Source organism: Actinoplanes sp. NPDC049802 (assembly GCF_040656595.1).
Classification (GTDB): Bacteria; Actinomycetota; Actinomycetes; order Mycobacteriales; family Micromonosporaceae; genus Actinoplanes.
This window is the reverse complement of sequence record NZ_JBFAMR010000020.1, coordinates 30,534-46,779: the sequence shown is the minus strand read 5'-3', so window position 1 is coordinate 46,779 and position 16,246 is coordinate 30,534. Positions and strand designations below refer to the sequence as shown.

Below are 16,246 nucleotides of genomic sequence, written 5' to 3'. Positions count from 1 at the left end.
CATGAAACTCATCGGGCAGGATCGCCGCGTGCGCTACGCGCCGGAACTCGGCGTGTGGACCGTGGACATGGAGACGATGCACTACACGGGCGGCGCTCCGGACGTTCTCGCTTCCGCGATGCACTACGCACGCGAGGCCGGGCAGCTTCCGGACTGCACCTGCTTCCCGGACGTGAGCGTGGCGCGCGACGGCATGAATCCGGGCGTGGAGGCGAGCGCGCCGAAGGTTCACGCCGTTCTCCGCGCCGGTGGCGGCGCGTTCTCCATCCTCGGTCACGGAATGCTCGGCTCCGGCGCGCTGAACGCCGAAGCGGGCAACGCAACCATGTGCCCGCTCGCAAACGCCGAAGGCGAGGCGGAAGCGAAGCGGCTCTACGAGCAGGACCGGACCGCGTTGTGGAACGCCACGGAGCCGTTCCCCGCGCCGGACACGCGCACCCTCGAACCCGCCGCTCCCGGCGCGAAGGCTCCGAAGGTGTGGACGGGCAAGGAAGTCCGCACCCGGCGCGGCACGGTGCCCGCGCGGCACGTCCCGGCGGAGGTTCGGGCCAGCATGGCGCGGCTCGCCTCGATCGAGGCGCACTCGGAGCGTCTCGATCGGGAGGCGCGCGAGGCGAAGCAGGCGGCGAGCGAGGCTCCGGCGGAGGCTCGCCGCGCCGTGGCGGAGGCGGCGGCGGCCGGAGAGACGCCGGACGCGGCGGCCGTGACCGCGATCGTGCGGGAGCGGCAGGAGCAGGCGGAGACGGCGCAAGCCCTCGCCGATGGCACGCGGGATGCCGTGGAGAGCGTCCGGCGCGAGGTGGCCGGGACGATCACGGAGCAGCGGGAGGAGTGGCTCGCCTACCTCCACGAGCACGCGGCCCACGGCCTCGCGCGGCTGGATCTCGTGATCGCCGAACTCGGCGCGGCGCTCGAAGACCTCGCGGAGATCGATCGGGTGCGTCAGACCGTGGAGGCGGCGAGCACGTCCGCGCTCTTCAACGGCGCTTCCGTGCTCGCGATGGGCGCGGCGCTCGATGAGGCGCGGCAGTCTCGCGCCCGCGTGGCGGAGACGCTCGGCGGGCTCGCGCGACGCACGGCGAAGGCGGAAGCCGCTCGCTGACTCAAACCGAACGGCCCGCGTCCACCTGCCTCCGGACGCGGGCCGTTCTCGTGTGTTCGCTCAGGTGTGGGGATGCCGTAGGCCGGAAGACGCGACTACGAGCCGCGCCCATGCGAGCAGCTCGCACGTCCCGTCATCGCGACAGTTCCGGCACCGGCGGCCCCACATTTCGTGCTGAGTGATCACGGATCGCGTGATCATGCGGGTTGTGTTCGGGAAGTCCTCGATCGCCACGCTGTCACCCCCTCTTTGCCGCCGTGGGAGCCGGGAGTCACGGGTCGGCCGACCCCCACAGCGGGCTAGAGCGGACTGTACGTCCTGTACGAGTTAGACGTCTAGAACGTATCCAACGTACGTGGTCGTTCAGGACGTTCTAGCGTTCGAGAGGTGATTGATCCGCTCGCGCAGACTCCGCTATATGTGCAGCTCGCCGACCTGTTGGCGGAGCGGATCAAGCGCGGGGACTACAAAGTGAACGATCCGATTCCGAGCGAATCGACACTTCAACAGGAATACGGCGTGGCACGCGGAACGGTCCGTTCGGCCGTCCGCCTGCTCCGAGAGCGCGGGCTCGTGGCGACCGCGCCGCAGCGTGGCACGTACGTCATTTCCTCCACGGAGCGATGACGAGAGTCACTGCTCCGGCGAAGAATTAGCGCCACTCGATCTCGATCCCGTCCACGCTCCATCCCGGTCCGCGCCGCCCACGGTTCACGGTGATGGAGAGCAGGAGACGGACCACGGCGCGCTGAGCGTCCCTGTTCAGGGACTCCCACGCCTTGCGCACGTCCGGGGAGCCGATCAGCCGGCCGAGTACCTTCGCCCGGTCCGGCGGCGGCGCGGCGGCGGCTTCGAGGTCGGCGAGTTGCGGCCGGAGCTGCTCCGTGATGGTGGAGAGCTGCCGCGCGGTGATGAGCCCACCGGCGAAGGCGAGAGCCGCCTCATCGAGCCGGTGGCGTACCCGCTCGGCTTCCTGAGCGGCCCGCTCGCGCTCTCCCCCGTCATCATCGGAGACGAGCAGCGCCGCCGCGTCCGGGCGGCTCAGACGCTCGATGATGATTTCTTCCACGTATTCCTCGAAGTAGTCCGAGCGGCGCGAGACGCACGCCTTCACGAAGCAGCGGTAAGCCTTCGTGCTCTTCGAGTGCCCGACTCGCAGCGGAGCGCCGCACACGCCGCAGAACGCGATGCCGGACAGGAGGTGAAGCTTCCCGCCACGGCCCGGCGTGGTCACCCGCTCCGGGTTCGTGAGAGTGCGGGAGACCGCGCGCCACGTTTCCGGCTCTATGATCGCGGGCCACGCGGCCGGGCCGACCTCTTGCCCGTTCGTGAAGCGGAGTCCGGCGTGACGCGGGTTGATGATGACTTTCCGGAACGTCGGGTGAGTCCACGGCGTTCCGCTCGCGTTGAAGAGCCCGCGCTCGTTCAGGTCACGGATGATCGCGCGGATGGGCTCTCCGGCGAGAATGCGGTTCGCGGACTCGCGGAGAACGGCCGCCTCGCTCTCGCGGATCGTCATCTTGTCCGGCTCCCACCCGAACGGGCGAAGTCCGCCGTGCGGCTTCCCGGCCGCCGCGTTCTCGGCGAGTTTGCGGCGGATGCGGTCGCTCTTGTGCTCACTCTCGAAGCGCGCCCACGCTCCGAGCGTTCGCGCGACGGCCCGGCCGCTCGCCGTGGACAGATCGACGGTTCCGGCCTTCACGGTCTCGATGCGGAGCCCGGTCCGCTCGGCGAGGTCGATGAACCGCTCCAACTCGCGCGGGGACCGGTGGAGGCGGTCACCGTGCCACGCGACCACGGCGCGGACGTTGCCTGCCTCGATATCGGTGAGCAGGCGCTCGTATTCGGGCCGGACGCGGCCGGAGTAGGCGGACGTGTCGTTGTCCCGGTACACGTCCCCCACGGCCCACCCGCGCGCCTCGATGAGCGCGCGGCAGTCGGCCTCCTGCCGGGCCACGCCGAGTCCTTCCCCGGTCACGTCGGACGAGATTCGTACGTAGATCGCAGCGGTAATCACGCCTTAATCGTGGCATCACATGCGTGAGTCCCGTGGTGCGGAAGTCCTCCTCCAGGGCCGGATCCAGCCGGCTGGTGTCACCCACCACCAGCCCGGGCAACAGGCCGCCGGAGTCGTCCGGCAGCGGCTCGCAGGCCCGCTGGAGTCCCGCCCGCAGCACACCGGCGCCGCGCTGAGCCCACGACGGCCGGCCCTCCGGTAGCGGCGGGGTCCGCGCCGACAGCACCGCGGCCCGCAGATCCCCCGGCCGCGGCGGCAGGAGACGCCCGGTCACCGTGACCCGCTGCCCGGGCAGCAGCCCTCGCCAGCCCGGATCGGCGCCGAGCACCAGTGCCCGCGCGGAGAGCCGGACCGGCGGCGCGTCCTCCGCGGTCACCGTCTCCAGGGAGACGGCCACCAGATAGGTCGGCGGTCCGGCCGAGCGGGCCATGAGCCGGGGATCGTCGCGCACCACGAGCCCGGCCCGAACCGTCGCGCCGGACTCCACGAGCACGGACAGCGCCGGCGTCTCCCGCACCGACATCCGTGCCGCCGTGGCGACCGCCCCGCAGCCGACCCCGAGCGCCACGGCCACACCGATCCACCGCAGCGCGACGGACCGGAGCACCGCGGCGAGCGCCACCGCACACCCCAGACCGCTGATCCCGGCCACGAGCCCCCAGCCCGTCGACAGGTGCAGCGCGCCCAGCGCCGCGAGCCACAGCCCCACCGTGAACCCGGCCAGGCGCAGATCCGGAACGGCCACCCCCATCAGACCGTCACCAGGTCTTTCAACTGCTCGAACCGGGCCTGCCCGATGCCGTCCACCTTCCGCAGATCGCTGACCGCCCGAAACCCGCCCTGCGCGTCGCGGGCGTCCAGGATCCGCTGCGCCAGAACCGGCCCGACGCCGGGCAGCCCGTCGAGATCGGCGAGGGTGGCGGTGTTCAGATTCACCAACGACCCGGGTCCGCCCGGCGCCGACGGCCCGGCGGCCGGCACGGCGCCCGGCGGAGGCGTGACCCCCACCATGATGAGCTCGCCGTCGGCCACTTTCCGTGCGAGGTTGAGCATCGCCACGTCCACACCCGGATCGGCTCCGCCGGCCGCGGCCAGGGCGTCGGCGACCCGGGCGCCCGGGCTGAGCCGCACCAGGCCGGGCCGCCGGACCTTGCCGCCGACCGCCACCACCACCTCACCGGAGGAGGACGCCGGCCGAGGCTCCGCCGAGATCCGCGCGACCGCCGGGGAGGCGTCCACCGGATCGACGCGCGGCCGGGCCCGCCAGGCCACGAACGCCGCGATCAGCACCACCGCCAGCGCCACCGCGCCGAGCGCCCGCACCCCCGGCCGCCCCGGATCGAAGGCGTGCAGCCACTGCCGCCGTCCACCCCCGAAGGCGCCCTCACCCGGCAAGGCGCTCGAGCCGGCGCCGGGCGGGACGTCCCCCGCCGGCGAACCGCCGGAGGAACGGCTCTCTAAAGGGGAGACATCGTCCTCCTCCGCCGCCCAGGCGGGGATGATGTCCGCCCACTCCAGCGGCCCGCCGGACGGCGCCGCGCCCCCGTCGAGCACGGCCCGTAGCCGCTGCCCCACGACGTCACCGCTATCCTTCGCCTCTCGCACGGCCCGACCGTAGGAGCGATCCGCGTTCCCCCGCTCGTGGCCTTGTGGACGACGCGGCATTGTGGACAACCGTCCAGGGCCCTCCGATTCGTGCTAAGGACTGCGTGTGACAGATGTCCAGGGCGCCGCGATCAGCCGGCTCCGTGCCGCCGGCTGCGTGTTCGCCGAAGAGGAGGCGGAGATCCTGGCCGAGGCCTCGGCCGGCGCCGACGATCTGGCCGCCATGGTCGGGCGGCGCGCAGCCGGCGAGCCGTTGGAGCAGGTGGTGGGCTACGCCGACTTCTGCGGGGTTCGCGTGCGCCTGCGCCCCGGCGTGTTCGTGCCCCGGGTTCGCAGCGAGTTGCTCGTGCGTCTCGGCGCCGCCGCGGTCCGTCCGGGCGACGTGGTCGTCGACCTCTGCTGCGGTTCGGGGGCTCTGGGCCTGGCCGTGCGTCACCGGGTGCCGGGCATCGTCCTGCACGCCGCGGACGTGGATCCGGTCGCCGTGGCGTGCGCCCGCGACAACCTGCCCGGCGGCGCGGTCCATCAGGGCGACCTGTTCGCCGCCCTGCCGCCCGGGTTGCGTGGCCGGGTGACCCTGCTGCTGGCGAACGTGCCGTACGTCGCCACCAGGCACCTGCCGTTCCTGCCGGCCGAGGCCCGCGACCACGAGCCGCGCACCGCGCTGGACGGCGGCGACGACGGTCTGGCCGTGTTCCGGGCGGTGGCGGCCGGGGCCGCCCACTGGCTGGCCCCGGGCGGTCTGCTGATCTCCGAGATCACCGAGGCGCAGACCGGGCCGGCACTGGCGGCCGCCGCCGGGAACGGATTGACGCCCACCATCACCACCGACGATGATCTCGACGCCCGCGCGATCGTGTCGCGCCAACCCTGACGTAAGAAGAGGGATTCCGTGGGCCTGCTCCGTAGGATCGCCCGCGCCCGCTTGGCCGCGAAGGTCATCCGGCGGCTGCGGCGGGCCGGGATTCGTGACGCCCGCTACCACGCGGCGTCGTTCGAGGTCCGGTTCACCGCCCCGGACGACACCGAGCCGACCATCCTGCGCCTGGCGCCGCTGCTGAGCGACCGGGGTCACCTGGACACCCTCATCGCGGGTCTGCAACCCATTCCGGCCGTCTGGAAGGACGCGGCGCCCCTGCTGCGCCCGGTGCTGCGCGGCTTTGCCCCGGGCGCGCCGCTGCGCCGGCCGGTTCTGCCGTTCCTGTCCGAGTTCGTGGTGGTCGACCAGCCCGACACGATGACCTACGTCACCCCGGCTCAGTGCGAGATCTGGGACGTCCGTGCCGAGCGGATCTTCACGACCGCCCGTGGCAACCTCACCGGCGCCGTCCTCCAGGGTGTGGCCACCGGACCGGTGGTGGTCCGCTTCGTCGACGACGGCAACGCCTACTGGACCTCCCACCTGCTGCTGGACGGCTGGCTGTCCCGTCTGGCCGACCAGGTGGGCGGCGCCCCGGTGGCCTTCGCCCCGGAACGCGGCACCCTCCTGGTGACCGCCGACGGCAGCCCGCACCTGCCGGCTCTCTTCGCCGAGGCGGAGACGATCTTCGCCTCGTCCCCGCACGCCCTGAGCCCGATGGCCTACACCAGTGACGACCGCGGCTGCACCATCCCCTACTCCGCTTCGCCGGAGCATCCCCTGCACCGGACGGTCCGTCGCGCCGAGTGCCTGCTGGCCCTCCATGAATACGCCCACCAGCCGCCCGATCCGGCCCTGCCCTTCGCCGCCGTCGACCTGAGCGGTTCCCCGGCCGAAGGCTGGCGGACCCGTGCCGTCTGGCCCCGCGACACCCCCATGCTGCTCCCGGAGGCCGACGAGGTCCAACTGGGCGACCGGGTCCTGCCATGGTCCGAGGTGGCCCCCCATCTCACCGCCACCGCGCACACCCCGGCTCGCTGGCTGGCCTCCTCCTGGGACTGTTTCCCCAGCTAGCAGCGTTTTGTCAGACCCTTGTGCTGGAATCCTCGGCATGCGGAGCCGTTGCTTTCCCTCATCGTCGCGACCCACGGCCGCGAGAATTCCGGTCTCTGCCGCGGCCTCCGCGCTTCTCTCCCGCTTCCCTTTTTCGGTACGGGCTACGGGTCCCGCCCGGGGCAGAATGCGACCCACTGCCACGCCAGACCGTAACGCCCGCGCCGGGCGGAAGCGGGTGGCACGCGATCCCCCGGACCACCCGGAGCCCCCGGCGCGAGCCGCGCTCACGGCATCCGGCGAAGGGGCCTGAACGGCTCGCTCCCCGGACCGCGCTCACGGCGTACCGGGAAAGGGCCTGAACGGCCGGCTATTCGGGCCGCACTCACGGCATCCGGCGAAAGGGCCTGAACGGCTCGCTCCCCGGACCGCGCTCACGGCGTACCAGGAAAGGGTTGAACGGGAGGTGAGGTGGTGATGGACCACCGTGGGGTCAGCGGCGTTGGTGGATCACGACTCCGGCCAGGCCCGGGCCGGTGTGGGCGGCGACGACCGCGCCCACCTCGGTCAGATAACAGTCGACCAGCCGGTCGCCGAGGCGGGCGCTGAGGTCGCCGACGAGGGCGGCCGCCCGTTCCGGGGTGCCGAGGTGGTGCACCGCCACGTCGGCCTGGCCGTCGCCGGCCGCTTCCACGGCCAGGTCGACCAGGCGGGTGAGCGCCCGCCCCGCGGTGCGGACCTTGTCACGGACCACGATCGCGCCGTCGTCGACGTGCAGGATCGGCTTGACCGACAGGGCCGTGCCGAGCAGGGCGGACGCGGCGCCGATGCGGCCGCCGCGGCGCAGGAACTCCAGCGTGTCGACGTAGAAGAGGGTGGTGACCCGGGCCGCGTGATCGGTGGCCTCCTGCCACACCGTCTCCAGGTCGTGGCCTTTGCGGGCGGCCTCGGCGGCGGCGAGCGCGGGGAAGCCGAGACCCATGGCGGCGGTCTCGCTGTCGACCACCCGGACGCGGGGGCCGATCTCGGCGGCGGCGAGCTGGGCGGCCTCGTAGGTGCCGGACAGCTTGGCGGAGATGTGCACCGAGACGATGCCGTCGGCTCCGGCGTCGAGCAGGCGACGGTACACCTCGGTGAAGGCCGAGGGCGCGGGCCGTGAGGTGCTGACGGCGGCCCGGCGCGCGGTCAGCGCGCGGGCCACCTCGGCAGGTGAGACCTCGATGCCCTCGAGACCGTCCCAGCCGTTGATGACGACGGTGAGCGGCACGATGGTCAGGTCATACATGCCGTCGAGTTCAGCCGGCAGGTACGCGGTGGAGTCGGTCACGACCGCGATGGACATGCAGGCAACGTACTTGATTCAGACGGGTGTCAGTTGGTGGCCACCGAGGAGACCAGGAACGGCTCACCCTGCATGCAGGTGGTCATCCGCCCCGGATCGGCCTTGCCGACCACCGTGACCTCGGCTCCGACCTGCACCGTGGCCTGCATCTTCTCGTCGTCGAAGACGAGCAGATGGTCACCGGTGCCGTCCTTGAGGAGCAGGCAGTCCGGCTCGACGCCGGCGGTCACCGTCCCGGTGAGGGTGGTCGAGCCGGCGGGCGCCGAGGCCGACGGCCCGGGCGTGGCGGCGCTGGAGGACGCGGGTGCGGGCTCGGGGGCGCCGCCGGCGTCGGTGGGGGTGTTGTTGTTCGCGCAACCGGCGGAAAGCGCCAGGAGCAGCGCGGCGGGGACGACGGTTTTACGGATCAGCATGGTGGTGAGACGTTACCGGAATCAGGCCGGTTCCCTCAGACCGGCGGGGGAACCGGACGGTCGGCGAGAATCCCGACGTTGTACGCCGCCATCTGCCAGCCGCGTGCCGTGTCGTGGGTCAGCTCCACCCAGTGACAGTTCTGGAGCGCGCGGAGGGTGCGCAACTGCTCGCGCCGCCAGCCGAGGAGGTGACCGACGCCCTGCCGGGCCGCGGCGCCGTGGGTGGCGACCACCACCGTGCCGCCGGGCGGGACCAGCAGGGCCGCGTCCTGCAACGCGTCGGAGACTCGCTTGCCGAGGTCGTCGAGGGTCTCCACACCGCCGCCGATGACGTCTTCGCCGGCGGTCCAGCGGGCGTGTTCCTCGGGCCGTTGTGCGGCCACCTCGGCCATGGTGAGGCCCTGCCATTCGCCGAAGTGCCGCTCCCGGAGCCGCTCGTCGGCGCTGATGGTGAGGCCGGTCAGCGCGGCGAGCGCGGCCGCGGTGTCGGCGGCCCGGCTGAGGTCGCTGGCGACGATCGCGGCCGGGCGCATCCTGACGAGAAGTTCCGCGGCGTCGACGGCCTGCCGCCGGCCGAGGTCGTTGAGCGGCACGTCGGTCTGCCCCTGTACGCGGGAGCCCGCGTTCCAGTCGGTGTTGCCGTGCCGCCAGACGATGAGCCGGGTCACGGCGCCTCTGTGCCGGCCGTCGCGTCGACCATGTCCCGGTCGACGAACGGGATGATCGGGCAGTCCTTCCACAGCCGGTCGAGGGCGTAGAACTCACGCTCCTCGCTGTGCTGGACGTGCACCACGATGTCGACGTAGTCGAGCAGCACCCAGCGGCCCTGGTTCTGGCCCTCGCGCCGCACCGGTTTGGCCTTCTCCGGCAGGTTGACGAGTGCTTCCTCGATGGCGTCGACGACCGCCATCACCTGACGTTCGTTGGACGCCGAGGCGATGACGAAGGCGTCGGTGATGTAGATCTGGTCGGCGACGTCGATGACGGAGATGTCGTGCGCCTTCTTGTCCGCGGCGGCCTGGGCGGCCGTCAGTGCGAGTTCAAGAGCGCGTTCGGTGACGGGCAAAGAAGAGTCCCCTCGGTCGGGTTTTCGGACTTCAAGCGTCTCACATCGGCCCGGCGGCACCGGAGTCGCGATACAGGCCCCGCTTGTTGATGTACTGGACGACGCCGTCCGGCACCAGGTACCAGACCGGCAGGCCGGACGCCACCCGGTTACGGCAGTCGCTGGAGGAGATGGCCATCGCGGGCACCTCGACCAGGGTCACGCTCTCGGCCGGCAGGTGCGCCCGGGAGAGTTCGAAGCCCGGCCGGGTGACGCCGATGAAGTGGGCCAGGCCGAGCATGGTGAGCGCGTCCTTCCACGACATGATCCGGCCCAGCGCGTCGGCTCCGGTGATGAAGTACAGCTCCGCCGACCGGCCGTAGACGGCGCGCATGTCCCGCAGAGTGTCGACGGTGTAGGTGGGGCCGTCCCGGTCGATGTCGGCGCGGCTCACGTGGAAGCGCGGGTTGGAGGCGGTCGCGATGACGGTCATGAGGTAGCGGTCCTCGGCGGAGGAGACGCGGCCCTTCTCGTACGGCTGGCCGGTGGGGACGAACACCACCTCGTCCAGGTCGAATCTGGCCTGGACCTCACTGGCCGCTACGAGGTGCCCGTGGTGGATGGGGTCGAAGGTGCCGCCCATGATTCCCACTCGTTTTCCGGACATCGGAGAAGAATATCTTTCGTTGCGGTTCACGGGCCGCCGGGTGAAGATCAACCATCCAGACGACGGCGTACGGCGGTGAGCAGGTCGTTGGCCGTGAACGGTTTCTCCAGAAGTACCACCCCGGGGTCGAGGGTGCCCTGCGAGGCCAGTACCGGCTGCGCGTACCCGGACATGTAGAGCACCCGTGTCCCCGGCCGGGCGACCACCAGCCGCTCGGCCAGTTCCTTGCCCAGCATCCCCGGCATGACCACGTCGCTGACGAGCAGGTCGATCGTCCCGTTGTGACGGGCCGCCAGCTCCAGGGCCTGGGCGCCGCCTTCGGCCGCGAGCACCCGGTACCCGGCGCCGGTGAGGATCCGCCCGGCAACGTCCCGCAGCGCGTCCTCGTCCTCCACGACGAGCAGGGTCTCCCCGTGCCCGCCGGTCGCGGCGGGCCGTTCGGCGGCGCTGTCGGTGGCGGGCGTGGCGCCGGCCGGCAGCAGTACGGTGATCGTGGTGCCGAGTCCGACCTCGCTGCTGAGGCTCACCTCGCCGCCGGCCTGGGTGACGATGCCGTAGACGGTGGCCAGGCCCAGGCCGGAGCCTTCGGCGCTGCCCTTGGTGGTGTAGAACGGCTCGAAGGCCCGTTCCGCCACGTCGGCCGGCATGCCCCGGCCGGAGTCGCAGACCCGCAGCCGCACCTGGTTGTCGAGCAGGGCGGTGTCGATCACCAGGTTGCCGCCGGTGGGCATCGCGTCCCGGGCGTTGAGGGCCAGGTTGGCCAGCATCTGCTCGATCTGGCTGGGGTCGCAGGTGACCATCGGCAGATCCGGGCCGGGCCGGAAGATCAGGTTGATGTGCTCGCCGAGGGTACGCCGCAGCAGTTCCTGGGTCGCGGTGATGAGCACGTTGAGGTCGACCGGCTGCGGCCGGACCACCTCCCGGCGGGCGAAGGCGAGCAGCTGGTGGGTGAGGTCGGTGCCCCGTTTGCCGGCCCGGACGACCTGTCTGGCGTCGGAGGCGATCATCGCGACGTCCGGTTCGGCCGACTCGGCCTCCTCGATCACGAAGTTCGCGTAGTTGAGGATCACCCCGAGCATGTTGTTGAAGTCGTGGGCGATCCCGCCGGCCAGCTGGCCCAGGCTTTCCAGGCGCTGGCTGCGGTGGGTGTGCGCCTCGGCCCGGAGCCGGTCCTTCTCCTCCTCGGCACGTGCCCGCTCGGTGATGTCGCGCACCACGGCGACGGCCACCCGGCCCTGGGCGGTGTCGACGAGTGTGGTGGACGACTCGACCGGGAACTCGGTGCCGTCGCGCCGCCGGGCCGTGGTGACGATCCGGCCGATCGAGCCGGGCGGGCTCTCCTCGATGAGGCGCCGCCGTTCCGGCACGAGCGCCCGGGACCGGTCGGTGAGCAGCACTTCGACGGGTTGGCCGACGAGTTCGCCGGCGGGCCAGCCGTACATCTGCCCGGCACGATCGTTGGCCAGCATGATGTGGCCGGCGGCCAGGACCAGGATCGCGTCCGGCGCCGCCTGCAGCAGACCTCCGGCCAGTTCCTCGGACCACTCCACGCATTCACCCCCGAAACCTCAGGCTACGAAAACGCCGAGGTCACGGGGGTGGAGACGGGCGAATCCGATCAGCCGCGGGCGTGGAGCGCCCGCCGCATGTCGTCGTCGGCGTCCTGCACCACGCGGCGCAGGATCGGGTTGAGCCCGGCCGTGCCGAGCAGTCCGGCGGCGAGTTCCCGGGTCCGCGCCGACACGGCGACCGCGGGGTACGCCACCTGGGCGATGTGTTCGGCGCTCATCCCGCTGCGCACCCGCATCATCTCCGGCATGTCGGCGAAGTACCGTTCGGCGTACGGCTCCAGCAGGTCCAGCTGCTCGGGCTGCCAGAAACCGGCCGCGGTGAGTTCGGCGAGCCGGTTGGAGAGCGTCCCGTCGCCGATGACCGCGGCCCACGCCGCCTCCTTGGCGGCGGCGTCCGGCCGGGCGGCCCGGCACCGGGCGGCCCACTGTTCGCCGGAGGCGCTGCGGTCCTGCTCGCGTTCGGCATCGATGGTGTCCGGACCGGCCGCGCCGAGCACCGCCAGCCGGTAGATGATCAGCCAGCGGAGGTCGGCGTCGACGGTCAGCCCGTCGGGCACGCCGTCGCCGGCCAGCCAGCCCTTCAGCCGGGCGATGTCGGTGGTGGCGCCGATCAGCCCGCGGGCCGCGGCGAGCTGCCGGGAGCTGCCGGGCATCGAGGCGGCGAGCAGCCGGCCGGTGGCCTGGGCGAGCAGTTCCAGGGCGGCCGGGCGGGTCTCCGGGGTGGCGTACCGGTCGACCAGGCCGCGGGTGGCGCGCAGCACGTCCTCGACGACGGCGACCTCGGTCTCCACCGGCAGCGCGGCCAGGACCAGGGTGACCAGCTCGGCGACCGGGCGCTCGCCGTCGACCACCGCGTCGAGGGTCGCGGCCCAGATCACCGCGCGGGCCAGCGAGTCGTCCAGCAGCGGGAGGAGCAGCGGTACGTTGGCCGCGGACTCCGGGTCGAACCGGATCTTCGCGTACGTCAGGTCACCGTCGTCGAGCAGCAGCAGGTCCGCCGCCGGCTCCCCGGCCAGGGCGGTCAGCACGGTACGCCCGGACGCCTCCAACTCGACCTCCAGGCGCTTGCGGCGGACCACTCCCCCACCGGGCGACCGGTCGTAGAGGCCGACACCGATGCGGTGCGGGCGCAGCGTGGGGTAGCCGTCCGGGGCGGTCTGCGCCACGGCCACCTCGGCGTAGTCCGCGCCGTCCCGGGTCACCTCGGCGCGCAGCGTGTTGACCTGGGCGCGGCGCAGCCACACCTCGGCCCAGCCGGACAGGTCGCGACCGGACGCCTTGGACAGGGCCCCGAGCAGGTCGGCCAGGGTGGCGTTGCCGTACGCGTGAGCTTCGAAATGCGCGTTCAGCCCGGTCAGGAACGCCTCGTCACCGAGCCAGGCGACGAGCTGTTTGAGAACGGCGGCGCCTTTCGCGTACGAGATGCCGTCGAAGTTGAGAAGGGCCTCGTCGGTGTCGGAGACCTCGGACGGGGCGACCGGATGGGTGGACGGCCGCTGGTCGGCTCGCAGTCCCCAGGCCTTGCGCTGCATCGCGAAGGTGGTCCACGCGTCGGAGAACCGGGTCGCTTCGGCGGTGACCCGGCTGCCCAGGTACTCGGCGAACGACTCGTTCAGCCACAGGTCGTCCCACCAGGCCATGGTGACGAGGTCGCCGAACCACATGTGGGCCATCTCGTGGGCGATGATGTTGGCCCGGCGCTCCCGCTCACTGTCGGTGACCTTGGAGCGGGGGATCATCTCGTCCCGGAAGACGACCAGGCCCGGGTACTCCATGGCGCCGAAGTTGAACTCGGGCGCGAAGGCCTGCTGGTAGTGCCCGAACGGGTAGCGGATGTCGAACATCTCGTGGAACCGGTCCAGCGACTGCCGGGTCAGCTGGAGGATCTCCGGCGCCTGGGCCTCCAGGTGCTGCGCGAGGGCGGCGCGGGCGTAGAGCGCCAGCGGGATGCCGTCGTGCTCGCTGGTCACCACGTGGTAGGGCCCGGCGATGAGGCTGGCCAGGTAGGTGGAGATCCGCTGGGTGGGGGCGAACTCCCAGCGGCCGCCGTCACGGCGGGCGAGCATGCCGTTGGTGGCCACCACCCAGTCGGCCGGTGCCGTCACGCTCACCCGGAAGGACGCCTTGAGGTCGGGCTGGTCGAAGCTGGGCAGCACCCGTCCCGCGTTGTTGATGAACAGATGCTGGTAGAGGTAGGTGCGCCCGTCGGCCGGGTCGGTGTACCGGTGCAGGCCCTCGCCGTCGTTCGAATACCGCATCAGGGCGTCGACGACCAGCTCGTTCTCCTCGGCCAGGCCGGTCAGTTCGAGCCGGGCGCCGGTGGACGCCGCGGACGGCACCTCGGCGCCGTTCAGCGTCATCGAGGCGACCTCGGCCGGCTCGAACTCCAGGAACGTCGCGGCGCCGGCCCGCGCCCGGAACCGGACCACCGTACGGGATCGGAAGGTGTCGCCGTCCGCGGTGAGATCCAGGTCGACGTGGTACTCCTCGACGTCGACGACGGCCGCTCGGTCGGCGGCCTCGGCACGGGTCAGGGTGGGCATGCCGACCATCATGCCCGTCGTGCTCTAGGGGACCAACGCGGGCAGGCGTTTCTCGAACCGGGCACGGTACGGCCCGTACGGCGCCCGCCGGTAGCCGGCCGACTGGTAGAGGCCGACCGCCGCGGACAGCCCTGCCTCGAACTCCAGTCGCAGCAGGGGGCGGCCGGCGGCGAGCGCCTCCTCCTCCAGCGCCACGATCATCTGGCGGGCCAGGCCGCGCCCGCGGAAGGCCGGGCGCACGAAGAGACGCCGCAGCTCGGCCACGCCAGGCTCACCTGCCTGCCACGCCCCGCACGCGACCGCCCGGCCGTTGACGAAGCCGACCAGATACTCCAGGTCATCGTCCGGCTCGAGAGCTCCCGCCCCGGCCCCGAAGGCCGCACCGGTGATCAGGGCGGCCAGCTCCGGGTCGAGGGCGGGACGGGATTCGATCAGCACGAGGGTGACGCTAGGTGACCACCCTTGCCGGAGGGTTGCGCCGATCTGACCGGCGACCTATTCCTCGATGTCGTCGTCGTCGTTGACCAGCACCGGCAGCTGCGAGTTCGACACCGTGCTGATCGTGCCGTCGGCGGCCATGTGCTGGATCTCGTCGTCGTTGCGGACCCGGCGGGCCTTACGGGCCGCGAGACGCTGTGCCGCGGACGGGCGGGTGTCGAGCTCCTCGAGGCGCGAGTCGGTGCCGCGCGGGCCGGAGACGTACTCGCCGGCGTTGGGCTGCCAGTCGAACTCCCGCGTGCCGATGCGCACCGCGTCGCCCGGCTGCGCGCCCTTCTTGCCGAGCTCGGCCTCGACGCCGAGCCGCTCCAGCCGGTCGGCCAGGTATCCGATGGCCTCGTCGTTGTCGAAGTTGGTCTGCTTGATCCAGCGCTCCACCTGGGTGCCGCGGATCACGAAGACGCCGTCGGAGTCCTGCTCGATGGTGAAGCCGGTGTCGTCGACCGCCCGGGGGCGGATCACGATCCGGGTCGCCTCCTCGACCGGCTTGGCCGCGCGGTTCTCGGCGACCAGCTTGGCCAGGGCGAAGCTGAACTCGCGAAGGCCCTCACGGGTGACCGCGCTGATCTCGAAGACGCGGTAGCCGCGCGCCTCCAGGTCCGGGCGGACCATCTCGGCGAGGTCCCGCCCGTCCGGGATGTCGATCTTGTTGAGCACCACGAGACGCGGCCGGTCCTCCAGTCCCCCGTACGCCGAGAGCTCCGCCTCGATCGCGTCCAGGTCGGCCAGCGGGTCCCGCTCGATCTCCGGCGCCGCCGCGTCCAGCACGTGCACCAGAACCGAGGTCCGCTCGATGTGCCGCAGGAACTGCATGCCCAGGCCCTTGCCGGTGGCCGCGCCCGGGATCAGGCCGGGCACGTCGGCGATGGTGTAGGTCACATCGCCGGCCTGCACCACGCCCAGGTTCGGCACCAGCGTGGTGAACGGGTAGTCGGCGATCTTCGGCTTGGCCGCGGACATCACCGAGATCAGCGACGACTTGCCGGCCGACGGGAAGCCCACCAGGCCGACGTCGGCGACGCTCTTCAGCTCGAGAACCACGTCCAGCCGGTCGCCCGGCTCGCCCAGCTCGGCGAAGCCCGGCACCTTGCGCCGCGCGTTGGCCAGCGAGGCGTTGCCCCGGCCGCCACGGCCGCCGCGCGCCACGGTGAACTCGGTGCCGGCGCCGATCAGGTCGGCGAGCACCTCGCCGTCCTCGGTCTGCACGACCGTGCCGTCGGGCACCTTGAGCACCAGGTCACGGCCGGTCGCGCCGTCCCGGTTCGACCCGGCGCCACCGCCGCCGTTGTTGGCCTTGATGTGCGGGTGGAAATGGAAGTCCAGCAGGGTGTGCTGCTGCGGGTCCACCACCAGGATGATGCTGCCGCCGTGCCCGCCGTTGCCGCCGTCCGGCCCGCCGAGCGGCTTGAACTTCTCCCGGTGCACGGAGGCACAACCGTGCCCGCCGTCACCCGCCTGCAGGTGCAGCACTACCCGGTCGACGAACGTGGTCACTTTGCGACTCCTACTGCTGCTGGCTGGCTCTCAGTGC

15 protein-coding genes are annotated in these 16,246 nt (G+C 72.0%); 4 read left to right on the top strand and 11 right to left on the bottom strand.

The window, feature by feature from the left end; all coding sequences use genetic code 11:
- Nucleotide 1 precedes the first annotated feature (1 nt).
- A complete protein-coding gene (locus tag AB0I88_RS16315) occupies nucleotides 2-1,102 on the top strand; it encodes a hypothetical protein (protein ID WP_361024106.1) in 1,101 nt (366 codons plus the stop codon).
- Nucleotides 1,103-1,489: 387 nt separating this feature from the next.
- Nucleotides 1,490-1,729 carry a winged helix-turn-helix domain-containing protein gene (locus AB0I88_RS16310; protein ID WP_361024103.1) on the top strand — a complete coding sequence of 80 codons (240 nt, stop codon included), beginning with the start codon at nucleotides 1,490-1,492 and terminating at the stop codon, nucleotides 1,727-1,729.
- Nucleotides 1,730-1,754: 25 nt separating this feature from the next.
- On the opposite strand, the gene AB0I88_RS16305 is transcribed toward AB0I88_RS16310, so the two are convergent.
- Both AB0I88_RS16305 and AB0I88_RS16300 read right to left on the bottom strand, forming a co-directional pair.
- The gene (locus tag AB0I88_RS16305; protein WP_361024100.1) at nucleotides 1,755-3,059 is read right to left on the bottom strand and encodes a recombinase family protein; all 1,305 of its coding nucleotides are present in this window, start codon (nucleotides 3,057-3,059) and stop codon (nucleotides 1,755-1,757) included.
- Between the two features lie 810 nt (nucleotides 3,060-3,869).
- Nucleotides 3,870-4,724: a ComEA family DNA-binding protein gene (locus AB0I88_RS16300; RefSeq protein ID WP_361024097.1), complete on the bottom strand. Its 855-nt coding sequence runs from the start codon at nucleotides 4,722-4,724 to the stop codon at nucleotides 3,870-3,872.
- A gap of 106 nt (nucleotides 4,725-4,830) precedes the next feature.
- Here AB0I88_RS16300 and AB0I88_RS16295 point away from each other — a divergent pair, with 106 nt between their 5' ends.
- A complete protein-coding gene (locus AB0I88_RS16295) occupies nucleotides 4,831-5,598 on the top strand; it encodes a putative protein N(5)-glutamine methyltransferase (protein ID WP_361024094.1) in 768 nt (255 codons plus the stop codon).
- An 18-nt stretch (nucleotides 5,599-5,616) separates the two neighbouring features.
- Nucleotides 5,617-6,657 carry a hypothetical protein gene (locus tag AB0I88_RS16290; RefSeq protein ID WP_361024091.1) on the top strand — a complete coding sequence of 347 codons (1,041 nt, stop codon included), beginning with the start codon at nucleotides 5,617-5,619 and terminating at the stop codon, nucleotides 6,655-6,657.
- Nucleotides 6,658-7,129: 472 nt separating this feature from the next.
- Here AB0I88_RS16290 and AB0I88_RS16285 read toward each other — a convergent pair whose 3' ends face one another.
- The 9 genes from AB0I88_RS16285 to obgE all read right to left on the bottom strand — a co-directional run bounded on the left by AB0I88_RS16285 (nucleotide 7,130) and on the right by obgE (nucleotide 16,209).
- A complete protein-coding gene (locus AB0I88_RS16285) occupies nucleotides 7,130-7,978 on the bottom strand; it encodes a DegV family protein (RefSeq protein WP_361024088.1) in 849 nt (282 codons plus the stop codon).
- 29 nt (nucleotides 7,979-8,007) lie between these two features.
- Nucleotides 8,008-8,391, bottom strand: coding sequence for a hypothetical protein (locus tag AB0I88_RS16280; RefSeq protein WP_361024085.1), 384 nt, complete (start codon nucleotides 8,389-8,391; stop codon nucleotides 8,008-8,010).
- Nucleotides 8,392-8,426: 35 nt separating this feature from the next.
- Complete coding sequence (locus AB0I88_RS16275) at nucleotides 8,427-9,059, bottom strand: histidine phosphatase family protein (RefSeq protein ID WP_361024082.1); 633 nt, start codon at nucleotides 9,057-9,059, stop codon at nucleotides 8,427-8,429.
- Nucleotides 9,056-9,457, bottom strand: a complete 402-nt coding sequence (rsfS, locus tag AB0I88_RS16270; RefSeq protein ID WP_361024079.1) for a ribosome silencing factor — start codon at nucleotides 9,455-9,457, stop codon at nucleotides 9,056-9,058. The genes AB0I88_RS16275 and rsfS overlap by 4 nt, the downstream gene beginning before the upstream one ends.
- Before the next feature lie 40 nt (nucleotides 9,458-9,497).
- Nucleotides 9,498-10,103, bottom strand: a complete 606-nt coding sequence (nadD, locus tag AB0I88_RS16265) for a nicotinate-nucleotide adenylyltransferase (RefSeq protein ID WP_361024076.1) — start codon at nucleotides 10,101-10,103, stop codon at nucleotides 9,498-9,500.
- Between the two features lie 47 nt (nucleotides 10,104-10,150).
- A complete protein-coding gene (locus AB0I88_RS16260) occupies nucleotides 10,151-11,653 on the bottom strand; it encodes an ATP-binding protein (RefSeq protein ID WP_361024073.1) in 1,503 nt (500 codons plus the stop codon).
- A 68-nt stretch (nucleotides 11,654-11,721) separates the two neighbouring features.
- A complete protein-coding gene (gene pepN, locus AB0I88_RS16255; protein ID WP_361024070.1) occupies nucleotides 11,722-14,217 on the bottom strand; it encodes an aminopeptidase N in 2,496 nt (831 codons plus the stop codon).
- Nucleotides 14,218-14,241: 24 nt separating this feature from the next.
- Complete coding sequence (locus AB0I88_RS16250) at nucleotides 14,242-14,655, bottom strand: GNAT family N-acetyltransferase (RefSeq protein ID WP_361024067.1); 414 nt, start codon at nucleotides 14,653-14,655, stop codon at nucleotides 14,242-14,244.
- 57 nt (nucleotides 14,656-14,712) lie between these two features.
- Entirely contained in the window at nucleotides 14,713-16,209 is a 1,497-nt protein-coding gene (gene obgE / locus AB0I88_RS16245; RefSeq protein WP_361024064.1) for a GTPase ObgE, read from the bottom strand.
- Between the last annotated feature and the right edge of the window lie 37 nt (nucleotides 16,210-16,246).

Excerpts from the sequence above, each read along its gene's own strand:
- AB0I88_RS16280 (WP_361024085.1), bottom strand. The coding sequence starts at position 8,391 with ATGCTGATCCGTAAAACCGTCGTCCCCGCCGCGCTGCTCCTGGCGCTT.
- AB0I88_RS16285 (WP_361024088.1), bottom strand. The coding sequence starts at position 7,978 with ATGTCCATCGCGGTCGTGACCGACTCCACCGCGTACCTGCCGGCTGAA.
- AB0I88_RS16315 (WP_361024106.1), top strand. The coding sequence starts at position 2 with ATGAAACTCATCGGGCAGGATCGCCGCGTGCGCTACGCGCCGGAACTC.
- pepN (WP_361024070.1), bottom strand. The coding sequence starts at position 14,217 with ATGCCCACCCTGACCCGTGCCGAGGCCGCCGACCGAGCGGCCGTCGTC.
- nadD (WP_361024076.1), bottom strand. The coding sequence starts at position 10,103 with ATGTCCGGAAAACGAGTGGGAATCATGGGCGGCACCTTCGACCCCATC.